Consider the following 23,756-nt stretch of genomic DNA (forward strand, 5'->3'; position numbering starts at 1 on the left):
TCCATAATTTAAAATCGATGATAATTTATTAGTCTTTATAGGAATTATACATCACCTTTTTTTGTATGACTAGCACTTGTAAATTATATAATTCTTATCTATTAGTTATTTAAGGTATATTATTTATATTAAATTTAATATATTGATTATTATTTTACAAAATTTATTATATTTGGCACATACTAAATGAAGAATTATGAAACAATTTTATCAATTTTTTTCTAAACCCGGAAATGCAAAACGCATTTTACGAAATGTAACATTAGGCATTGGATTTTTGCTGGGAAGCTACCAATCTACCGATGCACAAGTGAGCTCTTATATCTTTGCACAGTCATCAGGAACCTACACTCCGATTACCGGAACTGTTTTGGGAACTGCTACCGGAAACACTACAACTACCAATTTGAATAGTGAAGTATATCCTGTGACCTTACCTTTTGGATTTATTTTCAACGGTATATCATATACTAGCCTGAATGTTTCGTCAAACGGTTTCATTACTTTTGGATCTACTGCTCCCACGACAACAAATACTACTCCAATAAATAGTACGGCAACTTATGAAGGTGCAGTTTCGGCATTTGGAAGAGATATTAGCAGTTTTTTTGATGTAAACAGCAGAACCGGAAATATTGCTTGGGAAACAATCGGTGTTGCTCCAAACAGAGAAATTGTCATTCAGTGGAAAGACTTTAAGACAAATAATACTGCGGCTGTTACCTCTGTTTACAGTTTTTCTTTTCAAATCAGGCTTCAGGAAACTTCAAATGTAGTGAAAGTAGTTTATGATGCAGGATCTTATTTAATTGGAAGTACTGCTGTATCATCAACTGCACAAATAGGTTTACGAGGAAGTGCAGCAGCAGATTTCAATAACCGGCTGAACGCTTCAACATTAGAATTTATCAATTCTACTGCAGGTACGGCAAATAGCAGTACTCAAAATTTTAGCACGACAAATGCAATTCCAGGCATGCCGACTGCGGGACTTACTTATTCCTGGACGCCACCTACATGCTTTATGCCAACAGGGGTTACTGTTACAAATATTTCCACGACATCAGCAGTTGTAAATTGGTTATCTCCGTCACCAGCTCCATCAAGTTTTGATGTCTATTATTCAACTTCCAATATTGCCCCAACGTCAGCAACAGCACCTACTTTGACGGGTTTAACTGGTTTGACTACACCAATAAGTCCATTGCAACCTGCTACAAACTATTATGTTTGGGTAAGATCAGCATGCAGTTCGTCAGATAAGAGCGTTTGGACAGCAGTTGCAAATTTTGCTACACAATGTACTGCATTATCGGGTGCTTATTTTGAAGATTTTGAAGCGTATCCAGGTGTTGGAAATGGTGCAACAGGGGGTGTTTTACCTATCTGCTGGAACAATTTTGGAACTGCACAGGGTGGTCATATTTCAAACAGTGCCTCATCAGTAATTTCAGGAACCAAAACTTTATATTTATGGACATCAGGAACCACTTACGTGGCCAATGTCGCTTTGCCTCCGATGACTACTTTGCAATCAGGTGATTACAGGTTAAAATTTGATGGAAAAGCAAGTGTTACAGCAAATGGAATTATTCAGCTGGGATATCTGGATTCTGCGAGTGCGTTTGTTCAGCTAACAAGTTTCAGTGTACCAACAACGGGAACCGTTTATAATTTTTCGTTTGATATTCCTGCACTTCCGGCCGGAGTTAATCAATTGATACTAAAAAACCCAGGAACTCCTGCAAACAGCTTGTCGATAGATAATCTTTCCTATGAACTGAAAGTATTGGGAACTTCTGAAGTTAATGGAAAAGTTAACCTTAAAGTTTATCCAAACCCATTCAGTGATTTAATTAATGTATCAGATATTGAGAAAGTAAAATCGATAACCATTGTAGATTTTTCAGGAAGAACGCTGAGAGTAATCAAGGATGTTAGCGCATCAATTAATTTATCAGATTTGAAAAGCGGAATATATATTCTTAATGTGGAGTATAAAGACGGAAACCAATTTTCTCATAAAGTCATAAAAAAATAAATTCTAATACTTTTAAATTAAAAATCGGCCCTGAATTTATTCAGAGCCGATTTTTTATTATGGAATTAGCATTAAACCTTATTCATTGCCGAATACTCATAAATTATTGTCCCTGCTGCATCACGCCGCCGGTTTCTTCTTTCTTACTGTTTAAAATATTGGCATCTTCTTTTGCCAGCTTATTTTTGGTAGGAATTTTATAGTTGACAGAAAGACCGAAGTTTCTGCTGTCATATTTCGTTCTGATGAAAAGACTTTCACCACCGGACGGATTGTTGGTTCTGATCTGCATCACCTGACCGTTTAATATATCGTTCCCGAATATGGAAACCGTAAGACGGTTATCAAGAAACTTCTTGGTTAATGTAATATCAACCGAATTATTGAATGGTTTTTCTGCAGTGAAGTAAAAATATCCGGCTCTCGGAGTCAAATAACTGTAATTAGCAGTCAATTTAATGTCTTTGGGAAGGAGAATCTGCGTCATCAAATTAAAAATCCAGAAACCATTGTTCTTTAAATTGTTGATGTCATGCTTTTGATAACCCGCGTACAGATACATGAAATTAATCTTATCGGGATTAAAATCAAACTTCATGATTTCACTCAATTGCTTTGTGAAAATCATAAAGGGAATCGGAAGTCCAACATTGAAGTTATGAATTTTCATATTTGAAATATTCACCTGCTCATTAAAGATATTTTTTCCTTCTCTTCTGATGATCTGAGCCACCTGATTTTTTGCATTGCTTACACTATACCCGATAAAAGCATAATCAAAAGCTGAAATTTTCACTTCGTAATTATCAAATATTGTAGGCTGTAAAAACGGATTCCCGGTTACCTGAGTATTTGGTCCTTGAAACGTACTGTTGTTCGGGTTTAATGCAGAAATACTCGGAAGGTTGATTTTCTTATTGTAGTTTGCCAGCGCATACACCTGTTTCATCACATTATACTGCACACTTGCATTCGGGAAAAGCTTAAATTTATTAAAAGGAATCAAATCTGCCTGCACCAGTTTATCATCATCCATCAATCTTGTCACTCCGGAAATGTCATAATTTTCTGCTCTTGCGCCTGCAATAAAATCAAACTTTTTCAGTTTCGCCTGAAATTCCAGATAGGTGGAAGCAGTTTGTCTTTGATATTCAAGATTTGTCAGACCTTTGCTCTCTGTATCAAAATTCTGTTTTTCATAAAGCCCTCCAAAACTTACTTTACCGTCATCCAATATTTTCAAAGGCTGAGAATAGTCGACTTTAAAATTGGCAACTTGCATATCTGAGCTGTTTTCCAAAACACTTCCTGCAGAAAAATCATAAGTCTCTGCCAAATTGCTGTCAGTAAAAATCCCTCTTCTGAAGATGTTATCCTGTCCAAATTTGCTGTCAGATTTTGTATAACCAAATTGAAAATCAAGCTTCTTCTGCTTATCGTCAAAACGGACCTGATAAGTTGCCACTGCTTCCTGTCGTAAATTATTTGTATTAGCAGCGTCAAATGCATCAAATGAAACTTCTCTGTAAATATCTGGATCTTTTTGGGTTAAAATATCAGCCAGCCCATTGCTAGAAGTATAATTGTCATTTTTATTATGGTAAATATCATAGTTTAATAATAATCGGTCTTCTCCAAGGTCAAAGGTCAGTCCGGATTTGGCAAAATATCCTCGGCCGACACGATCAGTATTGCTGAGCATAAGATCGTCTTGGTTGGTATTCAGCATACTTTCACGGTAGTTTTGCCCTATGCTCAATTGCCATCCAAACAGCTTATTTCTTGCATTTAAATTTAATGAATTGCTGGTTCTGCTTCGCAGTTTGTCTTCATGAGAAAAATTATAATTCCCGGAATAAGTGGCGGTTAAATATCTATTAGCATTTTTATTAGTAATAATATTCATGATAGCTCCCCCTGAAGTTGCCGGAAATTCTGCACCTGGCTGTGTGATCACCTCAATTCTTTCGACAGAATTGGCAGGCATTCCTTCCAAAAAAGAGTTGAGCTCATTACTTGAGATATTAAGCGGTCTTCCGTTGAGGTAAACATCCAGCATTTTACCCTGATACATCATTCCTGCAATATCGGTAGAAACCAAGCCCGGAAGTTTTTTGATGCCTTCCAATACATTACCGTTATTAAGATGCGACTGCTCAGAAAAATCAAAAATCGTACGATCTGCTTTTTGCTCAACGGCTTTTTTTGTTTTGGTGATAACAACGCCTTCTATTTGTTTTTCTTTAACCTGACTAGGTTTTTCCTGGGCAAATGCAATGACCGATCCTAAAACGGATATAGCTAATATAGTTTTCTTCATTGGGAGACTTAATTATGCCTAATTAGACTCTCAATGAACGGGATTGTTACAAAATCACAGAATAAAAAATTTTGGTAATTTTTTAGTTAAAAATTATCATCACAATGTTGACAACTAATTAATAAGAGACTTAATCATCAAAACAATAAAAGCAACTCCAAACGAAGTTGCTTTTATTAAAAAAAACTAAAATTTTAGTTTTCCTGTAATTTAATCAGATTCAGTGCAGAACCTGCCTTAAACCAATCAATTTGCTGAGCGTTATATGTATGGTTTGCCATTACAATATCTTTCGTTCCGTCTATATGACTGAATTCTAAGGTCAACTGTTTTCCCGGAGCAAACTGATCCAAATCTAAGAAATTGACAACATCGTCTTCCTGAATTTTATCATAGTCTGCTTCATCAGCGAAAGTTAATCCTAACATCCCTTGTTTTTTCAGGTTAGTCTCATGAATTCTTGCAAACGACTTTACTAAAACAGCTTTTACACCAAGATGTCTCGGTTCCATAGCAGCATGTTCTCTGGATGAGCCTTCACCGTAATTCTGATCCCCTACAACAATTGAAGGAATTCCTGCAGCCTTGTAAGCTCTTTGTACAGCAGGAACTTCGCCGTAAGTGCCATTCAGCTGGTTTTTTACCGTGTTGGTTTCCATGTTATAGGCATTTACAGCGCCGATCAACATGTTATTTGAGATGTTATCTAAATGTCCTCTGTATTTCAACCATGGTCCTGCCATAGAAATGTGATCCGTAGTACATTTCCCGAAAGCTTTAATTAAAACTCTCGCCCCTGTAATGTTTTTACCATCCCAAGCCGGGAATTCTTCTAATAACTGAAGTCTGTCTGAAGTAGGGCTGACTTTTACGATAACTGATGACCCATCAGCAGAAGGCGCCTGATAACCTGCATCTTCCACCGCAAATCCTTTAGCCGGTAATTCTGAACCGCTAGGCTCGTTTAATTTTATTTGTTCTCCGTTTTCAGCGGTTAACGTATCTGTAATAGGGTTAAAATCTAATCTTCCTGAGATTGCGATGGCAGCCACCATTTCCGGTGAAGCTACGAAAGCGTGAGTGTTTGGGTTTCCGTCTGCTCTTTTTGCAAAGTTTCTGTTGAAAGAGTGAATGATAGAATTCTTTTCTCCCTTTTCAGCACCTTCTCTGTCCCATTGTCCAATACATGGTCCACAAGCGTTGGTGAAAATTCTTGCATTTTCAAATTTTCTGAAAGAATTTAAGAAACCGTCTCTTTCGGCGGTAAACTTCACCTGCTCAGAACCTGGATTAATTCCTAAAATAGCTCTCGGTTTTACACCTTTTGCTACTGCATCTTCAACAATAGAAGCTGCTCTTGAAAGATCTTCATAGGAAGAATTGGTACAAGATCCGATCAAGGCCCATTCAACTTCGATCGGCCATCCGTTTGCTATAGCTTTTTCCTTAAATTCAGAAACTGGGGTTGCTAAATCTGGGGTAAAAGGTCCGTTCAAATGCGGAGCTAATTCTGAAAGATTAATTTCAATAACCTGGTCAAAATATTGCTCAGGATTTGCATATACCTCAGCATCACCTGTTAAATGTTCAGCGATTGTATCGGCTACATCTACAACATCCTGTCTTCCGGTAGAAGCAAGATATCTTCTCATAGAATCATCATATCCGAAAGTAGAAGTGGTGGCACCAACTTCAGCACCCATATTGCAGATGGTACCTTTTCCTGTTGCCGAGAGAGATTGTGCTCCTTCACCGAAATATTCTACAATGCATCCTGTTCCTCCTTTTACGGTAAGAATTCCGGCAACTTTCAGGATAACATCTTTTGCAGAAGTCCAGCCAGACATTTTACCGGTTAATTTTACACCGATTAATTTTGGCATTTTTAATTCCCAAGCCATTCCGGCCATTACGTCTACCGCATCTGCACCACCAACACCGATCGCAACCATTCCTAATCCTCCTGCATTGACTGTGTGAGAATCAGTTCCGATCATCATTCCACCAGGAAATGCGTAATTTTCTAAAACAACCTGGTGAATAATACCAGCTCCAGGTTTCCAGAAACCAATCCCGTATTTATCACATACAGAACCTAAAAAGTTAAAAACCTCTGAATTTTTATTGATACCTTCCTGTAAATCTGCTTTTGCACCCACTCTCGCCTGTATCAGGTGATCAGCGTGAACGGTTGATGGCACAGCTACTTTAGCTTTTCCTGCCTGCATAAATTGTAAAAGTGCCATCTGTGCAGTTGCATCCTGCATAGCTACTCTGTCCGGAGCAAAATCTACGTAAGAATTTCCTCTTTCGTATTCTTGTGTTGAGTTTCCTTCCCACAAGTGTGTGTAAAGAATTTTTTCTGAAAGTGTTAACGGTTTTCCTGTGATTTGTCTTGCTGCTGCAATACGTTCAGGATAACGCTCGTACACTTTTTTGATCATGTCAATGTCGAAAGTCATATCTTAATTTATTTTCTTATGTTAAATAAACTTTTATGTTTTAATTTACCTTTAAAACAAGCAATATTTTAATGAATCAAAATTTGTTCCTTCTATTTATAAAAGGAATAATAATGACAAATCATCAGGATATTTTATTTCTATCAAGTTAAGAAAAAATAAAATTACGGTTATTGATTTAGTTCAAAATAAATTAATTGAGTCTTAAATAGAAATGTTCTAAACAAAAAAATGAAAGATTCGAACCAAACTGGGTTTAAATCTTTCATTTTATAAAATTTTAATCAGTGTTCTGACTGATTTTATTGAAATCAATTAGTGGCCAACAGTTACCAATTCTTTGATAGATGGAACAAAAGTTGTCAAATCAATACCTTCAACCGCAGATTTGTACTCATCAATATTTGGAATTCTTCCGAAAATTGCTGAAAGAACAACAACTGGTGTAGAAGCTAACAAAGATTCTCCTTTCTTACGATCAGAATCTTCAACCACTCTTCCTTGGAAAAGTCTTGTGGAAGTTGCCAAAACAGTATCACCTTTCTCTGCTTTTTCCTGGTTACCCATGCAAAGATTACAACCAGGACGCTCAAGATACATCATGTTTTTGTACTCTACACGTGCTGCACCTTTTGGAGCATTATCGTCAAATTCAAAACCTGAATATTTCTCCAAAAGCTCCCAATCACCTTCAGCTTTCAGTTCATCAATGATATTATAAGTTGGAGCGGCAACTACAAGCGGAGCCAGGAACTCAACTTTACCATTTTGTCTCTCTATATTTCTCAACATTTGAGAAACGATTTTCAGGTCGCCTTTATGCACCATACAAGATCCTACAAAACCAAGATCTACTTTTTTGTCACCTCCATAATATGTCAAATCTCTAATGGTATCGTGCGTATATCTTTTAGAAACATCTTCGTTATTTACATCCGGGTCAGCAATCATCGGTTCTACGATAATGTCAAGATCGACAACGACTTCTGCATGATAACTTGCATTTGAATCCGGAGTTAACGCCGGTTTCTCACCAGATTTAATTTCTGTAATTCTCTTGTTTGCTTTATTGATTAATCCCTGTAGAACCTGAAGGTGATTATCCATTCCTTTGTCGATCATAATCTGGATTCTGCTTTTTGCAATTTCCAATGATTCGATCAAAGTATCGTCTTCAGAAATACAGATTGAAGCTTTGGCTTTCATTTCTGCAGTCCAGTCTGTGAATGTAAAGGACTGATCAGCTGGAAGTGTTCCGATGTGAACCTCAATAATTCTACCTTGGAAAACATTTTCTCCGCCAAACTGCTGTAACATTTGTAATTGAGTAGCATGAACAACATCACGGAAATCCATATGATGTTTCATATCACCTTTGAAAGTTACTTTCACAGATTCCGGGATTGGCATTGATGCTTCACCAGTCGCTAAAGCCAAAGCTACAGTTCCAGAGTCAGCTCCGAAAGCAACACCTTTAGACATTCTTGTGTGAGAATCGCCACCAATGATAATTGCCCACTCGTCAATCGTGATATCATTTAAAACTTTATGAATAACGTCTGTCATTGCATGATATTCACCTTTCGGGTCACGAGCGGTAATCAAACCGAAATCATTCATAAATTTCATCAATCTAGGAATATTTGCCTGAGCTTTTTTATCCCAAACTGATGCAGTATGACAACCAGACTGGTAAGCGCCATCAACAATTGGAGAAATAACTGTTGCAGCCATTGATTCCAATTCTTGTGCAGTCATCAAACCGGTTGTATCCTGAGATCCAACGATATTTACTTCTACACGAACGTCTGAACCTGCGTGTAAAACTTTTCCTGGAGCTAAACCAACAGCATTTTTATTAAATATTTTTTCAACCGCAGTTAGCCCAACGCCTTCTTTAGTAATTTCTTTTGATGGGGCATAAACTGTAGGGATTTCAATCCCTAAAATATTGGATGCCCAAGTCTGCAATTTTTTACCAAAAACGATGGCGTAAGATCCGCCCGCTTTGATGAATTCCATTTTTTGCGGCGTGAAAGATTTAGAAATATCTTTCAATTCCTGATCACCATTATATAGTTTTTTGGTCTTCGTATTAATTGTGAGAACGGTTCCCGTTGCTACAGAATAAACTTCCTCAAGGATGGGTTCATTATTTTCGTTACGAATAACATTTCCTTGTGCATCAAGCTTTTTAACCCAGTTTTGGAGATCAATACCAATTCCTCCTGTCACGTCAACAGTAGTTAAGAAAATCGGAGAAATGCCATTCGTTCCGGCCACAATAGGTGCAATATTGACGAATGGAATATAAGGACTTGCCTGCTTACCTGTCCAAAGTGCTACGTTATTTACGCCTGACATTCTGGATGAACCTACACCCATCGTTCCTTTTTCAGCGATCAGCATAACGCTCTTGTCAGGATGTTGTGCCTGTAAAGCCTGAATTTCTTTCTGAGCTTCAGGAGTCATCATACACAAACCATGAAGTTCGCGGTCTGATCTTGAGTGAGCCTGATTTCCCGGAGACAATAAATCGGTAGAGATATCACCTTCTCCGGCGATATAAGTTACCACTTTGATTTCTTCAGGAGCTTCAGGAAGTTTCGTGAAAAATTCAGCTTGGGCATAGCTTTCAACTATTTCTTTTGCAATTTCGTTTCCGCTGTGGAACGCTGCTTTTAGACGATCTGTATCTGCTTCGTAAAGGAAAACCTGAGTCTTCAAAATATTTGCAGCCTCTTTTGCAGTATGAGTATCATTACCTAACGCTAAATCTAACAACACTTCGATTGAAGGGCCGCCTTTCATGTGAGATAACAACTCAAATGCAAATGCAGGCGTTATTTCTTCTAATACCGATTCACCTAAAATGATTTCTTTTAAAAATTGAGCTTTTACACTTGCAGCAGGTGTCGTTCCCGGTAAAGTATTGTAAATAAAGAATTTCAGAGAATCTGTTCTGTATTCGTTAGTGGTATCTTTAATTTGTAAAATGATTGCGCTCAAAAGCTCTGCGCCATCAATTGGTTTTGGGTGAAGACCCTGAATTTTTCTTTCTTCAATCTCTTGGATGTAATCCTGATAAATATTCATAAATAGAAGTTCTTTTTATTTTAAGGTAGTTTATGGAATAGTTTGTACAGAAGCAAACAATATAACCTACATCATTTTCTAAAAATGTGAGATAATGATCTGTCCCGATGGGTAAGTTAAAAGGACTTTCTCTGAAAATGTAAGTGGTTACCTGCAATCTGTCTTGCCGCACAACTCTTTTCGGACCAAACGTTCGTGGTTTGATGTATTAAATCAAATCTAGTTGCTAAAAAACGTTTAAATTATCAAACATTTAAAAAATGTTCCCAAAAGTACGGAATTTTAATTTTTTTTTTGGTTTAATTTATTTAGAATTTATATAAATATGTATTTTATATTTTCTATTTTTGGCACATATTTCGAACGTAAATGATCATGAAAAAAGTCTTTAATGTTGTTTTTATTCTCATATCGATAAGTTTTTTTGGACAGTCTAAAACTTTAAACAATAATAAGTTAGCAAGTAAAAAAAAATCACCTACGAAATCTGTTAAAGTAATTCCGCAGAATAATTCAATTGTCCTTAATGAAAATGTTCCTTTATTAATTCCTCAAAAAATAAATGAAAATTATGGATATATTAATCAGAATGGAAAATTTATCATTGCACCGGAGTATCATATTGCCATGTTTTTTGCTGAAGATTGCAACCTTTTAAACTCACCTAATGCGAAAGCAAAAAAGTTTGGAACAGGACAATTTGCTACAGTAGAAAAAAATAACATTTCGTATAGAATCAATAAGACAGGCAAAAAAGTGTATCAATATAAAGCTGCCGACTTGGGAAGATGTAATATAGAATTTAAAAAACAGCTTTTCCACGCTTATATTTTGAATGGTTCTTACGGTATTATTGAAGATTCAAAATTCAGTGATGCTAAAAACCCATCTCATTTTAGAATTTATCCAAAATATGAATATTTACACATTTTGGAAGGTGATGATTTGTCAAATCCTATGATTGTGGCTTCAAATAAAGATAAATTTGGGGTTATTGATGTCAACAACAATATTATTATTCCATTTGAATATGCAGATATCAAACGAAACTACAGCTGGAAATTGGGGAAAATGTTTGAAGTAACCAAAGACGATAAAAACTATTATTATATTGATACCAATAATAAGTCGTACTAAATTTGGAAGGTGATTAAATTTTTGTAATTTCGCGCTGAAATTAAAGGGGTGCTCCAGTGGGGGCTGAGATTATACCCGATGAACCTGGAACGGGTAATGCTGTTTAGGGAAGTTAAAGAATGAGCAATCAGTAATTAGAATAGGTAATTCTTAAATTATTACACATCATCAATTACTCATTATTCATTATAATCGCCCCTTTTATTCCATTAAATTTTAAAATTTATAAGAATGAAAGGATTATTTTTTTTAGGACTTACTGTAAGTTCTTTAAGTTTTGCGCAAACGCAGAATGCAGATTCTCTGAAAATCAGAGAAATCGAAGCTGTCAACTTTACCAGGCGGCTTCCCGTAGCCAAAGAAATCATCAATGTACAGAAAGATCTTGACAGCCGAAATCTCGGACAGGATTTACCGATTCTCTTAAAAAATCAAACTTCAATTATCTCAACTTCCGATGCTGGAAACGGTGTAGGTTACACAGGTTTCAGAATCCGTGGAGTTGCCGGAAGAGGAATTAATGTCATGATGAATGGTGTTCCGTTCAATGATTCTGAAAGCCAGGGAACTTTTTTTGTCAATGTTCCGGATTTAACCAGCTCAGCATCACAGATTGTGATTCAAAGAGGGGTTGGAACTTCCAATACCGGGGTTTCTGCTTTTGGAGCAAGCATCAATGTAATTTCAAAGGAACCGGAAGAAAAGTTTTACCTAAAAACTGATGACAGTTACGGATCATTCAATACCTACAAATATTCGGCTGAGGTAGGTTCCGGGAAATTCTGGAAAAACCGCCTTTCTGTGATGGGAAGATATACTCATATTCATTCTGACGGATATATAGACCGTGCTTTTTCCGATTTAAATTCATACAATTTTACAGCTCTGTTTGAAGAAGGAAAAACCAAACTTCGTCTAATGGCTTTTGGCGGAAAAGAAAAAACCTACCAGGCATGGAATGGAGTCGACAGAAAAACATGGGAAACAAATCCTACATACAATATTTCAGGAGCGATTTATGATGCAAACTGGGAAAATGTTGTTGGATTTTATGATAACGAAACCGATAATTACAGACAAAACCATTATCAATTACTTTGGGAACAAGGGCTGAATGAAAGATGGAGTTTAGAAACCACTTTGCACTACACAAAAGGAAGAGGATATTACGAAAACTACAAGCAGGGAGATCCTTACGCAAGATACAATTTGCCTGATTTTAATGGTGAAGAGTATTCAGATTTTATCAGAAAAAAATGGCTGAATAATGATTTCTTCGGAATTGTTTCTACACTATACGGAAAATTTGAAAATGTAGATTTAAATTTTGGAGTGGTTGGAAATCAATATTATGGAAGACATTACGGTAATGTGACCGGAGTTTTTATTCCTCAGATTGACACCCACGAATATTACAGAAACCGTTCTGTGAAAAACGAAATGGCAGGTTTTGCTAAAGCTCTAGTTAAAGTAAATGATTTCGAATTCTTTGGAGATTTACAGTTGAGAAATATCGATTATGATACTAAAATATTAATGGAAGGAGATAGTGAAGGTGCAGATTTAGATAAAAACTGGCTATTTTTTAATCCAAAAGCTGGTGTGAACTACAAATTGGGCAACGGAAAAGTGTTCGTTTCTTATGCTCATGCCCAGCGCGAGCCGAATCGTGATGACTTGATTGCAAATCCGGATGTACAATCGGAAAAACTGCATGATTTTGAGGCGGGAATAGAAAAGCAGTTTGGGAAAATTGCTTTCACGGCTAATCTTTATTATATGTATTATCTGAATCAGTTGGTTCTCAACGGGCAAATCAGCAATATTGGAGAATTTATCAGAACCAATTCCGGGAAGAGCTACAGAAGAGGAGTTGAGATTGGTGCTTTGGCAAAACTTTCAAAACAATGGGAAATCTCAGGAAATGTAAGCGTGAGTCAAAATAGAAATCTTGATTTCAGAATTGAAAACGAAACAGGAATTACCGAATTAGGAAATACTGAAATTTCTTTTTCTCCAAACTTAGTTGCTAATCTGAGTCTTAAATTTAATCCAACCAAAAATTTCCAGTTGTCTTTGATGAATCAGTTTGTAGGGAAGCAGTATTTAGACAATACAGAAACTCAGGATTTGCAGCTTGATGATTATTTTCTGACTGACTTTAATGCACAATATGATTTTAAAATAGCAAAACACGATGTTGCGTTAAAACTTTTGGTCAACAATATTTTTAATCAGAAATATGTCAATAATGGTTACGTTTACGATGGACCCATCTATTTTTCTCAGGCAGGAACCAACTTTATGTTTGGGATCAGCTGGAAAATCCAGTAATTAACATAAACACCAATTCATATCATTATATTTTAGTAAAGTTCAGATTAAATTTTGGGAGGCTGCTTCGGCAGTCTTTTTTTTGTTTAAATCGCTGTAATTGAGTTCCAAAAGTTTCTTTTTTAAAATTAAATTTAACAGAAAACAAATCTCTGAAAAAGTCATGAAAAAGTTATAAATTTGCCGTCAAATGAATATTTCAGCTTACATTTTAGACTATCTGAAACAATTTCGGACTGTTACAGTACCGAACTTTGGAGTATTTTCTCTGGAAAATTCTAAAGCAGTCATCAACTCAGAAAACGGAAGTATTCTTCCGCCGTCCACAAAAATTGCATTTCACTCAGATTATCAGGTTTTTTCTGATGATTTGGCGAGGTTTATAAGCAATCAGAAGGCAATTTCAAAAGAAGCGGCAGATAATGAATTGCAGATTCAGACCGATTTTTGGAAGAAAAAACTTCAGGCCGAGCAGGTTCTGGAAATTCAGAATCTCGGGACAATTTTTATCGAAGACGGGCAGCTTCATTTTAAAGGAAACCGACTGGAATCTGATCATCCTGATTTTTATGGGTTAGAAGAGATTCATTTTTCAGACATCAACCGCGGAGAAACTTTAGAAAGTCCTCAAAATAATGAACAAGATTATCAATTCAACAAATCAATACTTTGGATTTTCCTTTTTATCGTTCCGGTACTAGGAATGCTCTACTTGGCATACACACAGCAGGAACTTATTTTTGGAAACAAATCTTTCGATTCTCTTTCTGCAAAGACAAAAACGAAAAGAATCGAAGAGAAAATTCCTGTAAAAATAGATTCTGCACAATTGAAAAGAGCAGACTCTGTGAAAGCTTTTAAAATAGATTCTTTACGAAAAGACTCTATCAGCAAAAAAGCTGTGAAAACCTGGAAACCCAAGTACAAAAAAAGAAAATCAAGATGGCAAAAATAAAAAAAGCGTCAGAATCTCTTACGATTATGACCAATATCGTGCTTCCCAATGATACCAATCAGCTAAGAAACCTTTTCGGAGGAGAATTGCTTGCAAGAATGGATCGTTGTGCGTCCATCTCAGCAACTAGACATTGTGAAAGAAGAGTGGTAACGGCATCTGTAAACCATGTTTCATTTGACCACCCCATTCCGGAAGGAGGTATCGTTGTGATGGAATCTAAAGTTTCTCGGGCATTTTCTACTTCAATGGAGATTTATGTGGATGTATGGCTAGACGATCCCATCAATCATAAAAAAATACAGACCAATAAAGGAATTTACACTTTCGTAGCGGTAGATGAATTCAACAGGCCTATTCCCATTCCTCAGATGGAGCCGGAAACAGAGCTTGAAATTGAAAGGTTTGACGCTGCTTTACGAAGAAAAGAACTTTCGTTGATTCTTTCAGGAAGAATGAAGCCATCCGACTCTGTGGAGCTTAAAAAGCTTTTTCAGGATCCTTCTTAAAATATAGCATAAGCATTCTGTTGTATGAAGATTCTCCTTTTAGATAAAAATCATCCGCTCATCACTGAGCAGCTTTTAGCCAAAAATTTTATTTTGGATACAGATTTTACATCTTCTTATAATGAAGTTTGCGAAAAAATTGAAGAGTATGAGGGAGTTATTATTAGAAGCAGAATTCCATTAGATAAAAACTTTTTAGAAAAAGCAAAAAATCTGAAATTCATCGCAAGAGTAGGAGCCGGAATGGAAAATATTGATATTCCTATTGCTGAAAAGTTGGGGATTCAATTAATTAATTCTCCGGAAGGAAATAGAGATTCTGTGGCAGAACATGTTGTCGGAATGCTTCTGATTTTAATGAACCGACTTTTCATCGCGTCCAACGAAGTAAAAAACGGAATCTGGCTACGTGAAGAAAACCGTGGTGATGAATTATTAGGAAAAACAGTTGGCATTATCGGTTATGGAAACATGGGAAAGGCTACTGCAAAAAGACTTTCGGGTTTTGGTTGTAAAGTGATTTTTCATGATATTCTTGCAAATCTTTCTGATGAATTTGCAACGCAGGTTTCATTAGAAGAATTAAAAGATAAGGCTGAGGTTTTGAGTCTGCATATTCCTTTGACGGATTCAACAAATTATTTAGTAGATGCTGAATTTATTTCTGAGATGAAAAATGACTTCTATTTGGTCAATACCGCAAGAGGAAAGAATGTTGATACAAGAAGTCTTGTTGAAGCTTTAAAATCCGGGAAGATCAAAGGTGCTTGTTTGGATGTTTTAGAATACGAAAAAGCATCTTTTGAAAATCTGGATGCCGCAACTTCGCTTAACACAAGTGAAAATGGAGTTCTACAATATCTTTTAAACTCAGAAAAAGCCATTGTAACACCGCATATAGCAGGTTGGACACATCAGAGCAAAGAAAAACTGGCACAGGTAATTGTTGATAAAATTGTGGCTTCGTTCTCACATTAATTGTCTGTAATTATGTTAAATAATTCATAATTTGAACACTTTTTTCAGGATTCATTTTGAGTTTTATTAAATTGCCACTCATTTTTGAAACCCATGAAGAAGTTTACTTTTGTACTCGTTGCAACCTTATTTTTATTCTTTTTTTCCTGTAAAAACAAATCTGAAAACAAAGATTTTCTCACAGAGAATAGTACAGATCTTCCAAATTACAGTAATGTAGATCTGGGGAAAGTGTTTTCACCACAAGACGGTATTCTTTCAAATAAAGATTTTATCATTAATTATATAGACCAATATTATAAAAAAGTATGGGAGGGAAGTGATCTCAGTGGCGGACTCTTAGTTGCAAAAGGGAACGATATTTTGTTTGAAAACTACAGAGGTTTTGGAAGAGAAGGTAAGCAGATGCCAATTGATAAAAACACACCTTTGCATGTTGCATCAGTTTCTAAAACATTAACAGCAATGGCAATGCTGAAACTGGTAGAGGCAGGAAAAATAAAATTATCAGATCATTTAACACAGTTTTTTCCGGGATTTCCTTATCCGAATGTTACTGTCCAGACTTTATTAGATCAAAGAAGCGGACTTCCTAAGTACGAATATTTTATAACAAAAATTCAACCGGCTCCGGCAGAACTGTCAAAAAAGTACATCACCAATCATGATATTCTGAATATGATTATCAAATATAAACCCGAATTGGCAAGAGATACCGACACGGGTTTTATGTACTGTAATACCAACTTTGCTCTTTTGGCCTTGCTAATCGAGAAAGTAACGAAAACTCCTTTTCCTCAAGCAATGCAGGAAATGATTTTCACACCGTTAAAAATGAAAAATAGTTTTATTTTTCAGGAGAAAGACGTCATTACGGCAGCGCAGTCTTTTTATTATGGTGGGAATAGACTTTATCCTTTAGACCGTTTAGACCTGATTTACGGAGATAAAAATGTATACACAACCCCAAGAGATCTTTTCAGTTTCTCTAAAGCCATGTATTCAAAAGATTTTTTGAAGCCTGAATTGATGCAGATGGTTTTTGCACCCTACAGTAATGAAAAAGCAGGACAGAATAATTACGGATTAGGATTCAGGATGAAAATTTTTGATAACGGTGAGAAATTAACGTATCATAACGGTTGGTGGCATGGTACAAACTCTGTTTTTGCCCACCTTTTAAAATCAAAAGTGACGATCGTTGCAATTGGCAATAAATATTCGGGAAAAGTATATTCTGCATTAGCACTTTCGGGACTGTTTGAAGATTTTCCACCTCAGAAAGATAAGCTTAATCATATCATGAATGATAATAAAGATACATTAAAAACCGGAACCGAGGTTTTTGGAGAATAATGTTTATTTTTGCTTAAATATATTCATGAAAAGATTTCTTCTCTTATTCATTATCGGTATTCTTGCGCATTCGTGTGCAAGAGTAGGCTCACCAGTTGGAGGTCCGAAGGATACTTTAGCACCGAAATTTTTAAGTTCAAATATTGATACAACCCGTGTAAATGTAAAAACAGATATCAAAGAACTGCGGATTGATTTTGATGAATATATCACACTGAAAGATATCAACAAAAACTTAATTATCTCCCCGCCAATCAAGAATATCAAAAGAATCCTGCCTTCCAATATTGCCAATAGATATCTGATTATTCAATGGACAGATACGCTTCAGGCCAATACCACCTACAATTTTAACTTCGGAAATGCCATCGTTGACAATAGTGAGTCTAATGTTTTAAGATATTTTAATTTTGCTTTTTCTACTGGAGAAAAACTGGATGATCTGTACGTAAGTGGTGATGTGAAAGATGCTTTAGCCATAAAAAAAGAAAATAGCAGCGAAAATAAGATGGTGGTAGGATTGTACCAACTAAAAGATACCATCAATTACAGGCAGAAGCCTTATTATATAACAAGAGTTGATGATGATGGCTATTTTGAGCTCAATTATCTCTCACCCGGAAAGTATAAAATTGTAGCATTTGATGATGAGAATGAAAACTCAATCTTCGATGCCGGCAAAGAAAAAATAGGTTTCAGAAAAGACACCGTGAATATTGAAAAATCAATTTCCGGTTTGAATATAAAATTATATCCCACAAAAAGACCTTTTAAAAAGCCTGAATTGAAAGAGTTTCCCGGTGGTATTCTGATGGCTTTTGAAGGAAATCCTACCGATGTTAAAGTCTTTTCTAAAAACGAGAAACTGCAGGATATTAAAGTAACACATACCCCAAAATCAGATTCTGTGAAGATTTGGTTTGATGCCGTGAAAAGCAATGTGGGTCAGACGGTAACCGAAAATCTTAAATTCGGCTATGAAGCTGACGGTAAAAAAGACTCCACTTCTGTTTTTTATAAGTACAATGCTAAAAACGCGATGGATATCAACAGTGATAACGGCGGAAATATGCTTCCTCCCAATACAGATTTTAAAATTACGTCTAACTATTTTGTTGATAAGATTAATCCGGAAAAATGGGTTTTAAAAAGCGACAGCTTAACAACTCAAAATTTTACAGCAAAAATTTCAGAGACAAATCCTTATCAGATATTGATCAGTTCAGACTTTATTGCAGGAAAAAAATATCAGTTGACAATTCCGAAAGAAACAGTTTCTTCTTTCTATGCTAAAAGCACGCAGTCAAAAAGGTTTGATTTTGAAGCTGATAAAATTGAAAACTATGGAAGTTTAACATTTAATTTGACTAATGCCCCATCTTCAAAATATTGGATTCAGCTACTCGATGCTTCTGAAAAAGCGGTTTATCAAAAGTATACGAGTGGAAGCACGGTTGTGTTTAATGTTGTAAAACCGGGTGAATACATTGTAAAAATATTAGTTGATAATAATGGTAATAAGCATTGGGATGAAGCTGATTTTGTAAATCAGACTTTTGCAGAAGACTCCTACCTTTACTATAAAATGGTGATCGCAAGACCTCTCTGGGAATCTAAAGAAGATTGGGATTTAAATGATAAAAGGGTTTTTGACGGAATTAAAGCAACAAAACCTGCAACAAAGGATGAGGAGCAAATACCAACAAACATCAATAAGAACAATATTACACCAGGTAACAGCAACCGTACAAGATTGAATGAAACACCCCGCCCATTAACCCGATAATGAAAACGTTTAAAAAAATAATTTTCTGGGTTCTGGTGTCCTTTGCATTGATTCAGTTTGTACCAACCGACAAAACCAATAAGCCCATTGATAAGAAAGTCAATTTTATTGATGTAAAAAAATCACCGCCGAAAGTTGTGACTTTACTAAAGAACGCTTGTTATGACTGTCATTCAAATGAGACAGTATATCCGAAGTACGCTTATATCGCCCCTTTTTCATGGTCTGTGAAAGATCACGTTAACGAAGGTAGGGAACATCTTAATTTTTCTTTGTGGAATAGCTACAATAAAGATTTAAAAGAAAGTATGCTTACAAAAACGGTACAGACTCTTGAGAATAAATCGATGCCATTGCCGGCGTATATTATTTATCACGAAGATGCCAATTTAACCGATGTGGAAAGGGGTGTTTTGAGTAATTATTTTAAAGAAATTTTGAAATCTAAATCTTATTAGATATAAATAAATTCCCAAACATTATAAAATGCTTGGGAATTGAATATAATAACTTAAAATGTTTTTAAATATTCTTTAAAAAATATTTTTTGCGAATCAAAAGCAAGTTCATCCAAATTCATTTCTTTAACTGGAATCCATTGAACTTCTGATATTTCTGAAAGTTCGATTTTCACCTCAAATTTTTCTGAAACACGGTATTCAAAAAATAAATCAATGGTATTGTAATCAATTTCTTTGTATTGATAAATATTGGGCAGACTGGTGAGATACTTTAGGTTTTCAACATTTATTTCAAGCTGCAGTTCCTCAAAAAGTTCTCGTTTACATGTTTTTTCTGCGCTTTCTTTTGGATCTACAAAACCGCCTGCAAGATCAAGCTTTCCCTTTTTAGGTTCCTGATTTCTTCTCGTAAGATATATTTCATCACCACAGCGGATTACTACTGCAACGGCGCCTGCAACATTATTGTATAACCTGAAATTGCAATTGGGACAGCTCCATTTTTTTTCGCCGTCCCAATTCAATGATTCTTTGCCGCAACTTGGACAAAATTTCAATATTTTCATTCAATAATTTTAGCCTTATTTCTCGGATGGAATGTTAAGATTACATCACGAAGCTCTTCGGTTTTCAGATGGGTATAAACTTCAGTTGTGGTAATGCTTGAATGTCCCAGCATTTCCTGAATAAAACGAAGATCTGCACCATTCTGCAAAAGATGGGTCGCAAACGAATGCCTGAATGTATGTGGCGATATTTTTTTGCTTACTCCGGCTTTGTCTGTAAGTTCTTTAATGATAATAAATACAATTACTCTAGACATTGATGTGCCTCTGCTATTCAGAAACAAAGTGTCTTCATATTTTTTATTTATTTTTATCGAAGAACGCACTTCTTTTATATAAGCTAAAAGTAAATCTGCGGTATATTCAGCTAAAGGTACAAAACGGGTTTTGTTTCCTTTACCAACTATCTTGATATAATTTTCTTTAAAATTGATATTAGATATTTTGATATCAATCAGTTCAGACACGCGCAATCCGCATCCATATAAGACTTCAATAATGCAGTGATTTCTTTTGCCAAGATCTGAATTTTGGTCTATGGCATCGATAATTTTAGTGATATCAGAAAGACTTAAAGTATCCGGAAGATACAGACCTAATTTCGGGCCTTCCAGTAATGCTGAAGGATTATCATCACGAATCTCATCTTCCAGAAGGAATCTGAAAAATGCTTTTATAGATGAAATCCATCTCGCTTGTGATCTTTCGCTGAATTTTTGTTTAGAAAGAGTGAAGATATACTCTTGAAGATTTTCGTAGGCAATTACATCTGGTCCTACATTATCAAGATCTTCCTCTGCGTAATCTTTTAGTTTTTTGATGTCGCGCACGTAAGCGTCGAGTGTGTTTTCTGAAAAATTTCTCTCAAACCTTAGAAACATTTCGAAATCTTTAATTTTTTCATCCCAAGTCATTGTGTTGTGTTTTTTTTTAAATTTTTAATTCATTCTCGGAAACCTGTATTATTTCAATTCCGTGTTTTTTTAAAAATGATATTCCTTCATTATCAGAATAAGCATTGATGAACACGAGTTTTTCAATTCCTGCCTGTAGTATCAGCTTACTGCAATCTTTACAGGGTGAGAGCGTAAGATATAAAGTTGCTCCTCTTGCTGATTGCGTTGATCCGGCTAGTTTTAAAATCGCATTTGCTTCTGCGTGCAGGACGTACCAGTGAGTTTGCCCGTTTTCGTCTTCACAGCAGTTTTCTGATCCAGAGGGAGTGCCATTATAACCATCTGAAATAATCATCCTATCTTTTACGATAAGAGCTCCTACTTGTTTCCTTTCACAGTAGGAAAGTTTTGCCCATTCGAGGGCCATTTTAAGATAAGCTTTGTCAAACTTATTATACTCCTGCATCCGTTTTTTCGAAATAATTTGTGATATGATATTTAGAAGTTAGGCTTTCTTTTTTCAATGAAAGCTGAAACTCCTTCTTTTTTATCGTCCATTTCAAAAAGCTCTCCGAAATATTTGATCTCGGTTTCAAAGCCTTCATCTGTGTCAGATAGATTGGTGGCATGTATTGCTTTAGAAATTGCCATTGGAGAATTGTTTGCTATGATCTTAGCTAACTCTTTTGTTTTTGTTAACAATTCTTCAATTGGGTAAACTTCATTTACCAGGCCTATTTCTTTTGCTTTTTGTGCAGAAATCATTTTAGCTGAGAAAATCATCTCATTTGCTAATCCTTTTCCTACCAATTTTGGAAGTCTTTGCGTACCTCCATATCCGGGAATTAATCCTAAGGTGACTTCCGGAAGACCAAGTTTAGCATTTTCTGATGCATATCTGATATGGCAAGACATTGCCAATTCTAAACCTCCTCCTAACGCAAAACCATTTATCGCAGCAATTACTGGCTTAGATAAATTTTCAATTTTATTAAAAAGAAAACTGTGGCCTTTTCTTGCTAACTCTTCAGCTTTTTCCCGATTAAAATCACTGAATTCTTTGATGTCGGCTCCTGCTACAAAGGATTTTTCTCCACTTCCTGTCAATATAATAACTCGTACTTCACGATCAGACCCTAGCTTATCTAACGCAGAACTGATTTCTATTATTGTCTGTGCATTAAGTGCATTTAGACTTTCAGGTCTGTTAATTGTGATGATTGCAATCCTGTCTTCCGTGTTTATTATTATATTCTCGTAACTCATTTACCGTCTATATCTTTAATAACCTGCAAATTAAAAAAAAATTTGCATAAAAAAGGGAAAAAAAATATTTTTTTCCCTTTTTAGTTTATTTTTTAAAAATTTACTTTAAATGATTCATCATATTTGAATCGATATTAATTGTCAAACCCGATGCTACTTTCATACCCAATTCGATATTTGCTCTGAAAAAATGGCACAGCTGTCGGTTGATTATTTCGTCTCTTTTAGGACCGTCAATTCCGCTCATGTGGTCTACAATATTTTGAACGAGGTGATCTCTATCTACCTGATTCATCGCTTTGGTATATAATAATCCCGGTTGCGTGTAATGATCATCATCATTTTCGTTACGGTTGTAGTTGGCGACGTGATTACTATCTAATTCATACTCGAAGTTTTTGTAGGATGAATCAGGTTTGATATCATCAAAACTATTTGGATGATAGTTGGGCTTATCCTGATATTCACTTGAATCTGCCATAAAACCGTCTCTCTGATAATTATTTACTGCGAAAGGGCATCTGTTTACTTCGAGCTGATGTGCATTCACGCCAACTCTGTATCTATGAGCGTCAGGATAAGAGAATAATCTTCCCTGAAGCATTTTATCCGGTGAAAAGCTGATGCCGTTGATTAAGTTACTTGGTGAGAAGATTGATTGTTCTACATGAGCAAAAAAGTTATTTGGAATCTCATTCAATTCCATTTCTCCGACTTCAATTAAAGGAAAATCACCTTGGAACCATACTTTGGTGATATCAAAAGGATTCCATCTGAATTCTCTTGCCTGATCTTCGGTCATTACCTGAATATACATGGTCCATTTTGGGAAATCTCCGTTTTCAATTGCATTGCAAAGATCTTCCTGAGCAAAATCCGGGTTTTCACCGGCCATCTTTGTAGCGTCTTCATTGCTGAAATTTTTAATTCCTTGTTTGGTTTTAAAATGAAATTTAACCCATGTTCTTTCATTGTTTTCGTTGATCATTGAGAAAGTATGAGATCCAAATCCGTGCATATGTCTGTATCCGTAAGGTGTGCCTCTGTCAGACATTAAAATCAGGACCTGGTGAAGTGATTCCGGATTTAAACTCCAGAAATCCCACATCATCGTAGCACTTTTTAGATTGGTTTTAGGAACTCTTTTTTGGGTATGAATAAAATCGGGGAATTTTTTAGCATCCTTGATAAAGAAAACCGGTGTGTTGTTACCCACCAGATCCCAATTTCCGTCTTCTGTGTAGAATTTTAAAGCAAATCCGCGGGGGTCTCTCGCTGTATCTGCGCTTCCTTTTTCACCGCCAACGGTAGAAAAGCGGGCAAACATCTTGCATGAATTTCCTACCTGCGAAAATAATTTTGCCTTTGTATATTGTGAAATGTCATGTGTAACCGTAAACTTTCCATATGCTCCGCTTCCTTTTGCATGCACAATTCTTTCAGGAATTCTTTCTCTCACAAAATGGGCGAGATTTTCCTGCAAAATGAAATCCTGTAATAAAACCGGACCTCTTGCACCGACAGTTTGAGAATCCTGATGCTCAAAATATGGGGCACCGCTGCCCGATGTTAATTTTTTAGAATCCATTGAAT

17 protein-coding genes are annotated in these 23,756 nt (G+C 35.8%); 9 read left to right on the plus strand and 8 right to left on the minus strand.

Annotation, left to right across the window (positions count from 1 at the left end; genetic code table 11):
* The first annotated feature begins 196 nt into the window (after positions 1 to 196).
* Complete coding sequence (locus K0U91_RS07670; protein ID WP_220178985.1) at positions 197 to 2,041, plus strand: T9SS type A sorting domain-containing protein; 1,845 nt, start codon at positions 197 to 199, stop codon at positions 2,039 to 2,041.
* 103 nt (positions 2,042 to 2,144) lie between these two features.
* Here the strand turns inward: K0U91_RS07670 and K0U91_RS07675 are convergent, their stop codons facing one another.
* The 3 genes from K0U91_RS07675 to K0U91_RS07685 all read right to left on the minus strand — a co-directional run bounded on the left by K0U91_RS07675 (position 2,145) and on the right by K0U91_RS07685 (position 9,919).
* Positions 2,145 to 4,361, minus strand: coding sequence for an outer membrane beta-barrel family protein (locus K0U91_RS07675; RefSeq protein WP_220178986.1), 2,217 nt, complete (start codon positions 4,359 to 4,361; stop codon positions 2,145 to 2,147).
* Positions 4,362 to 4,555: 194 nt separating this feature from the next.
* Positions 4,556 to 6,823, minus strand: coding sequence for an aconitate hydratase (locus tag K0U91_RS07680; RefSeq protein WP_220178987.1), 2,268 nt, complete (start codon positions 6,821 to 6,823; stop codon positions 4,556 to 4,558).
* A gap of 315 nt (positions 6,824 to 7,138) precedes the next feature.
* Positions 7,139 to 9,919 carry a bifunctional aconitate hydratase 2/2-methylisocitrate dehydratase gene (locus K0U91_RS07685; RefSeq protein WP_220178988.1) on the minus strand — a complete coding sequence of 927 codons (2,781 nt, stop codon included), beginning with the start codon at positions 9,917 to 9,919 and terminating at the stop codon, positions 7,139 to 7,141.
* A 375-nt stretch (positions 9,920 to 10,294) separates the two neighbouring features.
* On the opposite strand from K0U91_RS07685, the gene K0U91_RS07690 reads away from it, so the two are divergent.
* The 8 genes from K0U91_RS07690 (at position 10,295) to K0U91_RS07725 (ending at position 19,432) form a co-directional block, all read left to right on the plus strand.
* Positions 10,295 to 11,056 carry a WG repeat-containing protein gene (locus K0U91_RS07690; protein ID WP_220178989.1) on the plus strand — a complete coding sequence of 254 codons (762 nt, stop codon included), beginning with the start codon at positions 10,295 to 10,297 and terminating at the stop codon, positions 11,054 to 11,056.
* Between the two features lie 231 nt (positions 11,057 to 11,287).
* Positions 11,288 to 13,390: a TonB-dependent receptor gene (locus tag K0U91_RS07695; RefSeq protein ID WP_220178990.1), complete on the plus strand. Its 2,103-nt coding sequence runs from the start codon at positions 11,288 to 11,290 to the stop codon at positions 13,388 to 13,390.
* A gap of 190 nt (positions 13,391 to 13,580) precedes the next feature.
* On the plus strand, positions 13,581 to 14,345 hold the full coding sequence (locus tag K0U91_RS07700) for an HU domain-containing protein (RefSeq protein WP_220178991.1): 765 nt from the start codon (positions 13,581 to 13,583) through the stop codon (positions 14,343 to 14,345).
* Positions 14,333 to 14,854 (plus strand): acyl-CoA thioesterase, encoded by a 522-nt coding sequence (locus K0U91_RS07705; RefSeq protein WP_219969645.1) that lies wholly within the window; start codon positions 14,333 to 14,335, stop codon positions 14,852 to 14,854. Before K0U91_RS07700 ends, K0U91_RS07705 begins: the two co-directional genes overlap by 13 nt.
* 24 nt (positions 14,855 to 14,878) lie before the next feature.
* Positions 14,879 to 15,832, plus strand: coding sequence for a 2-hydroxyacid dehydrogenase (locus tag K0U91_RS07710; protein WP_220178992.1), 954 nt, complete (start codon positions 14,879 to 14,881; stop codon positions 15,830 to 15,832).
* 93 nt (positions 15,833 to 15,925) lie between these two features.
* Entirely contained in the window at positions 15,926 to 17,188 is a 1,263-nt protein-coding gene (locus tag K0U91_RS07715) for a serine hydrolase domain-containing protein (RefSeq protein WP_220178993.1), read from the plus strand.
* 25 nt (positions 17,189 to 17,213) lie between these two features.
* On the plus strand, positions 17,214 to 18,974 hold the full coding sequence (locus tag K0U91_RS07720) for an Ig-like domain-containing domain (protein ID WP_220178994.1): 1,761 nt from the start codon (positions 17,214 to 17,216) through the stop codon (positions 18,972 to 18,974).
* Positions 18,974 to 19,432, plus strand: coding sequence for a heme-binding domain-containing protein (locus K0U91_RS07725; RefSeq protein ID WP_220178995.1), 459 nt, complete (start codon positions 18,974 to 18,976; stop codon positions 19,430 to 19,432). The genes K0U91_RS07720 and K0U91_RS07725 overlap by 1 nt, the downstream gene beginning before the upstream one ends.
* 53 nt (positions 19,433 to 19,485) lie before the next feature.
* Here the strand turns inward: K0U91_RS07725 and K0U91_RS07730 are convergent, their stop codons facing one another.
* The 5 genes from K0U91_RS07730 to K0U91_RS07750 all read right to left on the minus strand — a co-directional run bounded on the left by K0U91_RS07730 (position 19,486) and on the right by K0U91_RS07750 (position 23,751).
* A complete protein-coding gene (locus K0U91_RS07730; RefSeq protein ID WP_219969640.1) occupies positions 19,486 to 20,001 on the minus strand; it encodes an NUDIX hydrolase in 516 nt (171 codons plus the stop codon).
* Positions 19,998 to 20,915 carry a site-specific tyrosine recombinase XerD gene (gene xerD / locus K0U91_RS07735; protein WP_220178996.1) on the minus strand — a complete coding sequence of 306 codons (918 nt, stop codon included), beginning with the start codon at positions 20,913 to 20,915 and terminating at the stop codon, positions 19,998 to 20,000. Before xerD ends, K0U91_RS07730 begins: the two co-directional genes overlap by 4 nt.
* A 16-nt stretch (positions 20,916 to 20,931) precedes the next feature.
* Complete coding sequence (locus K0U91_RS07740; protein ID WP_219969638.1) at positions 20,932 to 21,363, minus strand: deoxycytidylate deaminase; 432 nt, start codon at positions 21,361 to 21,363, stop codon at positions 20,932 to 20,934.
* 32 nt (positions 21,364 to 21,395) lie between these two features.
* Positions 21,396 to 22,163 (minus strand): enoyl-CoA hydratase-related protein, encoded by a 768-nt coding sequence (locus K0U91_RS07745; protein ID WP_219969637.1) that lies wholly within the window; start codon positions 22,161 to 22,163, stop codon positions 21,396 to 21,398.
* Between the two features lie 100 nt (positions 22,164 to 22,263).
* Complete coding sequence (locus K0U91_RS07750; protein WP_220178997.1) at positions 22,264 to 23,751, minus strand: catalase; 1,488 nt, start codon at positions 23,749 to 23,751, stop codon at positions 22,264 to 22,266.
* Positions 23,752 to 23,756: the final 5 nt, after the last annotated feature.

Source organism: Chryseobacterium sp. LJ668 (genome assembly GCF_019613955.1).
Taxonomy (GTDB): domain Bacteria; phylum Bacteroidota; class Bacteroidia; order Flavobacteriales; family Weeksellaceae; genus Chryseobacterium.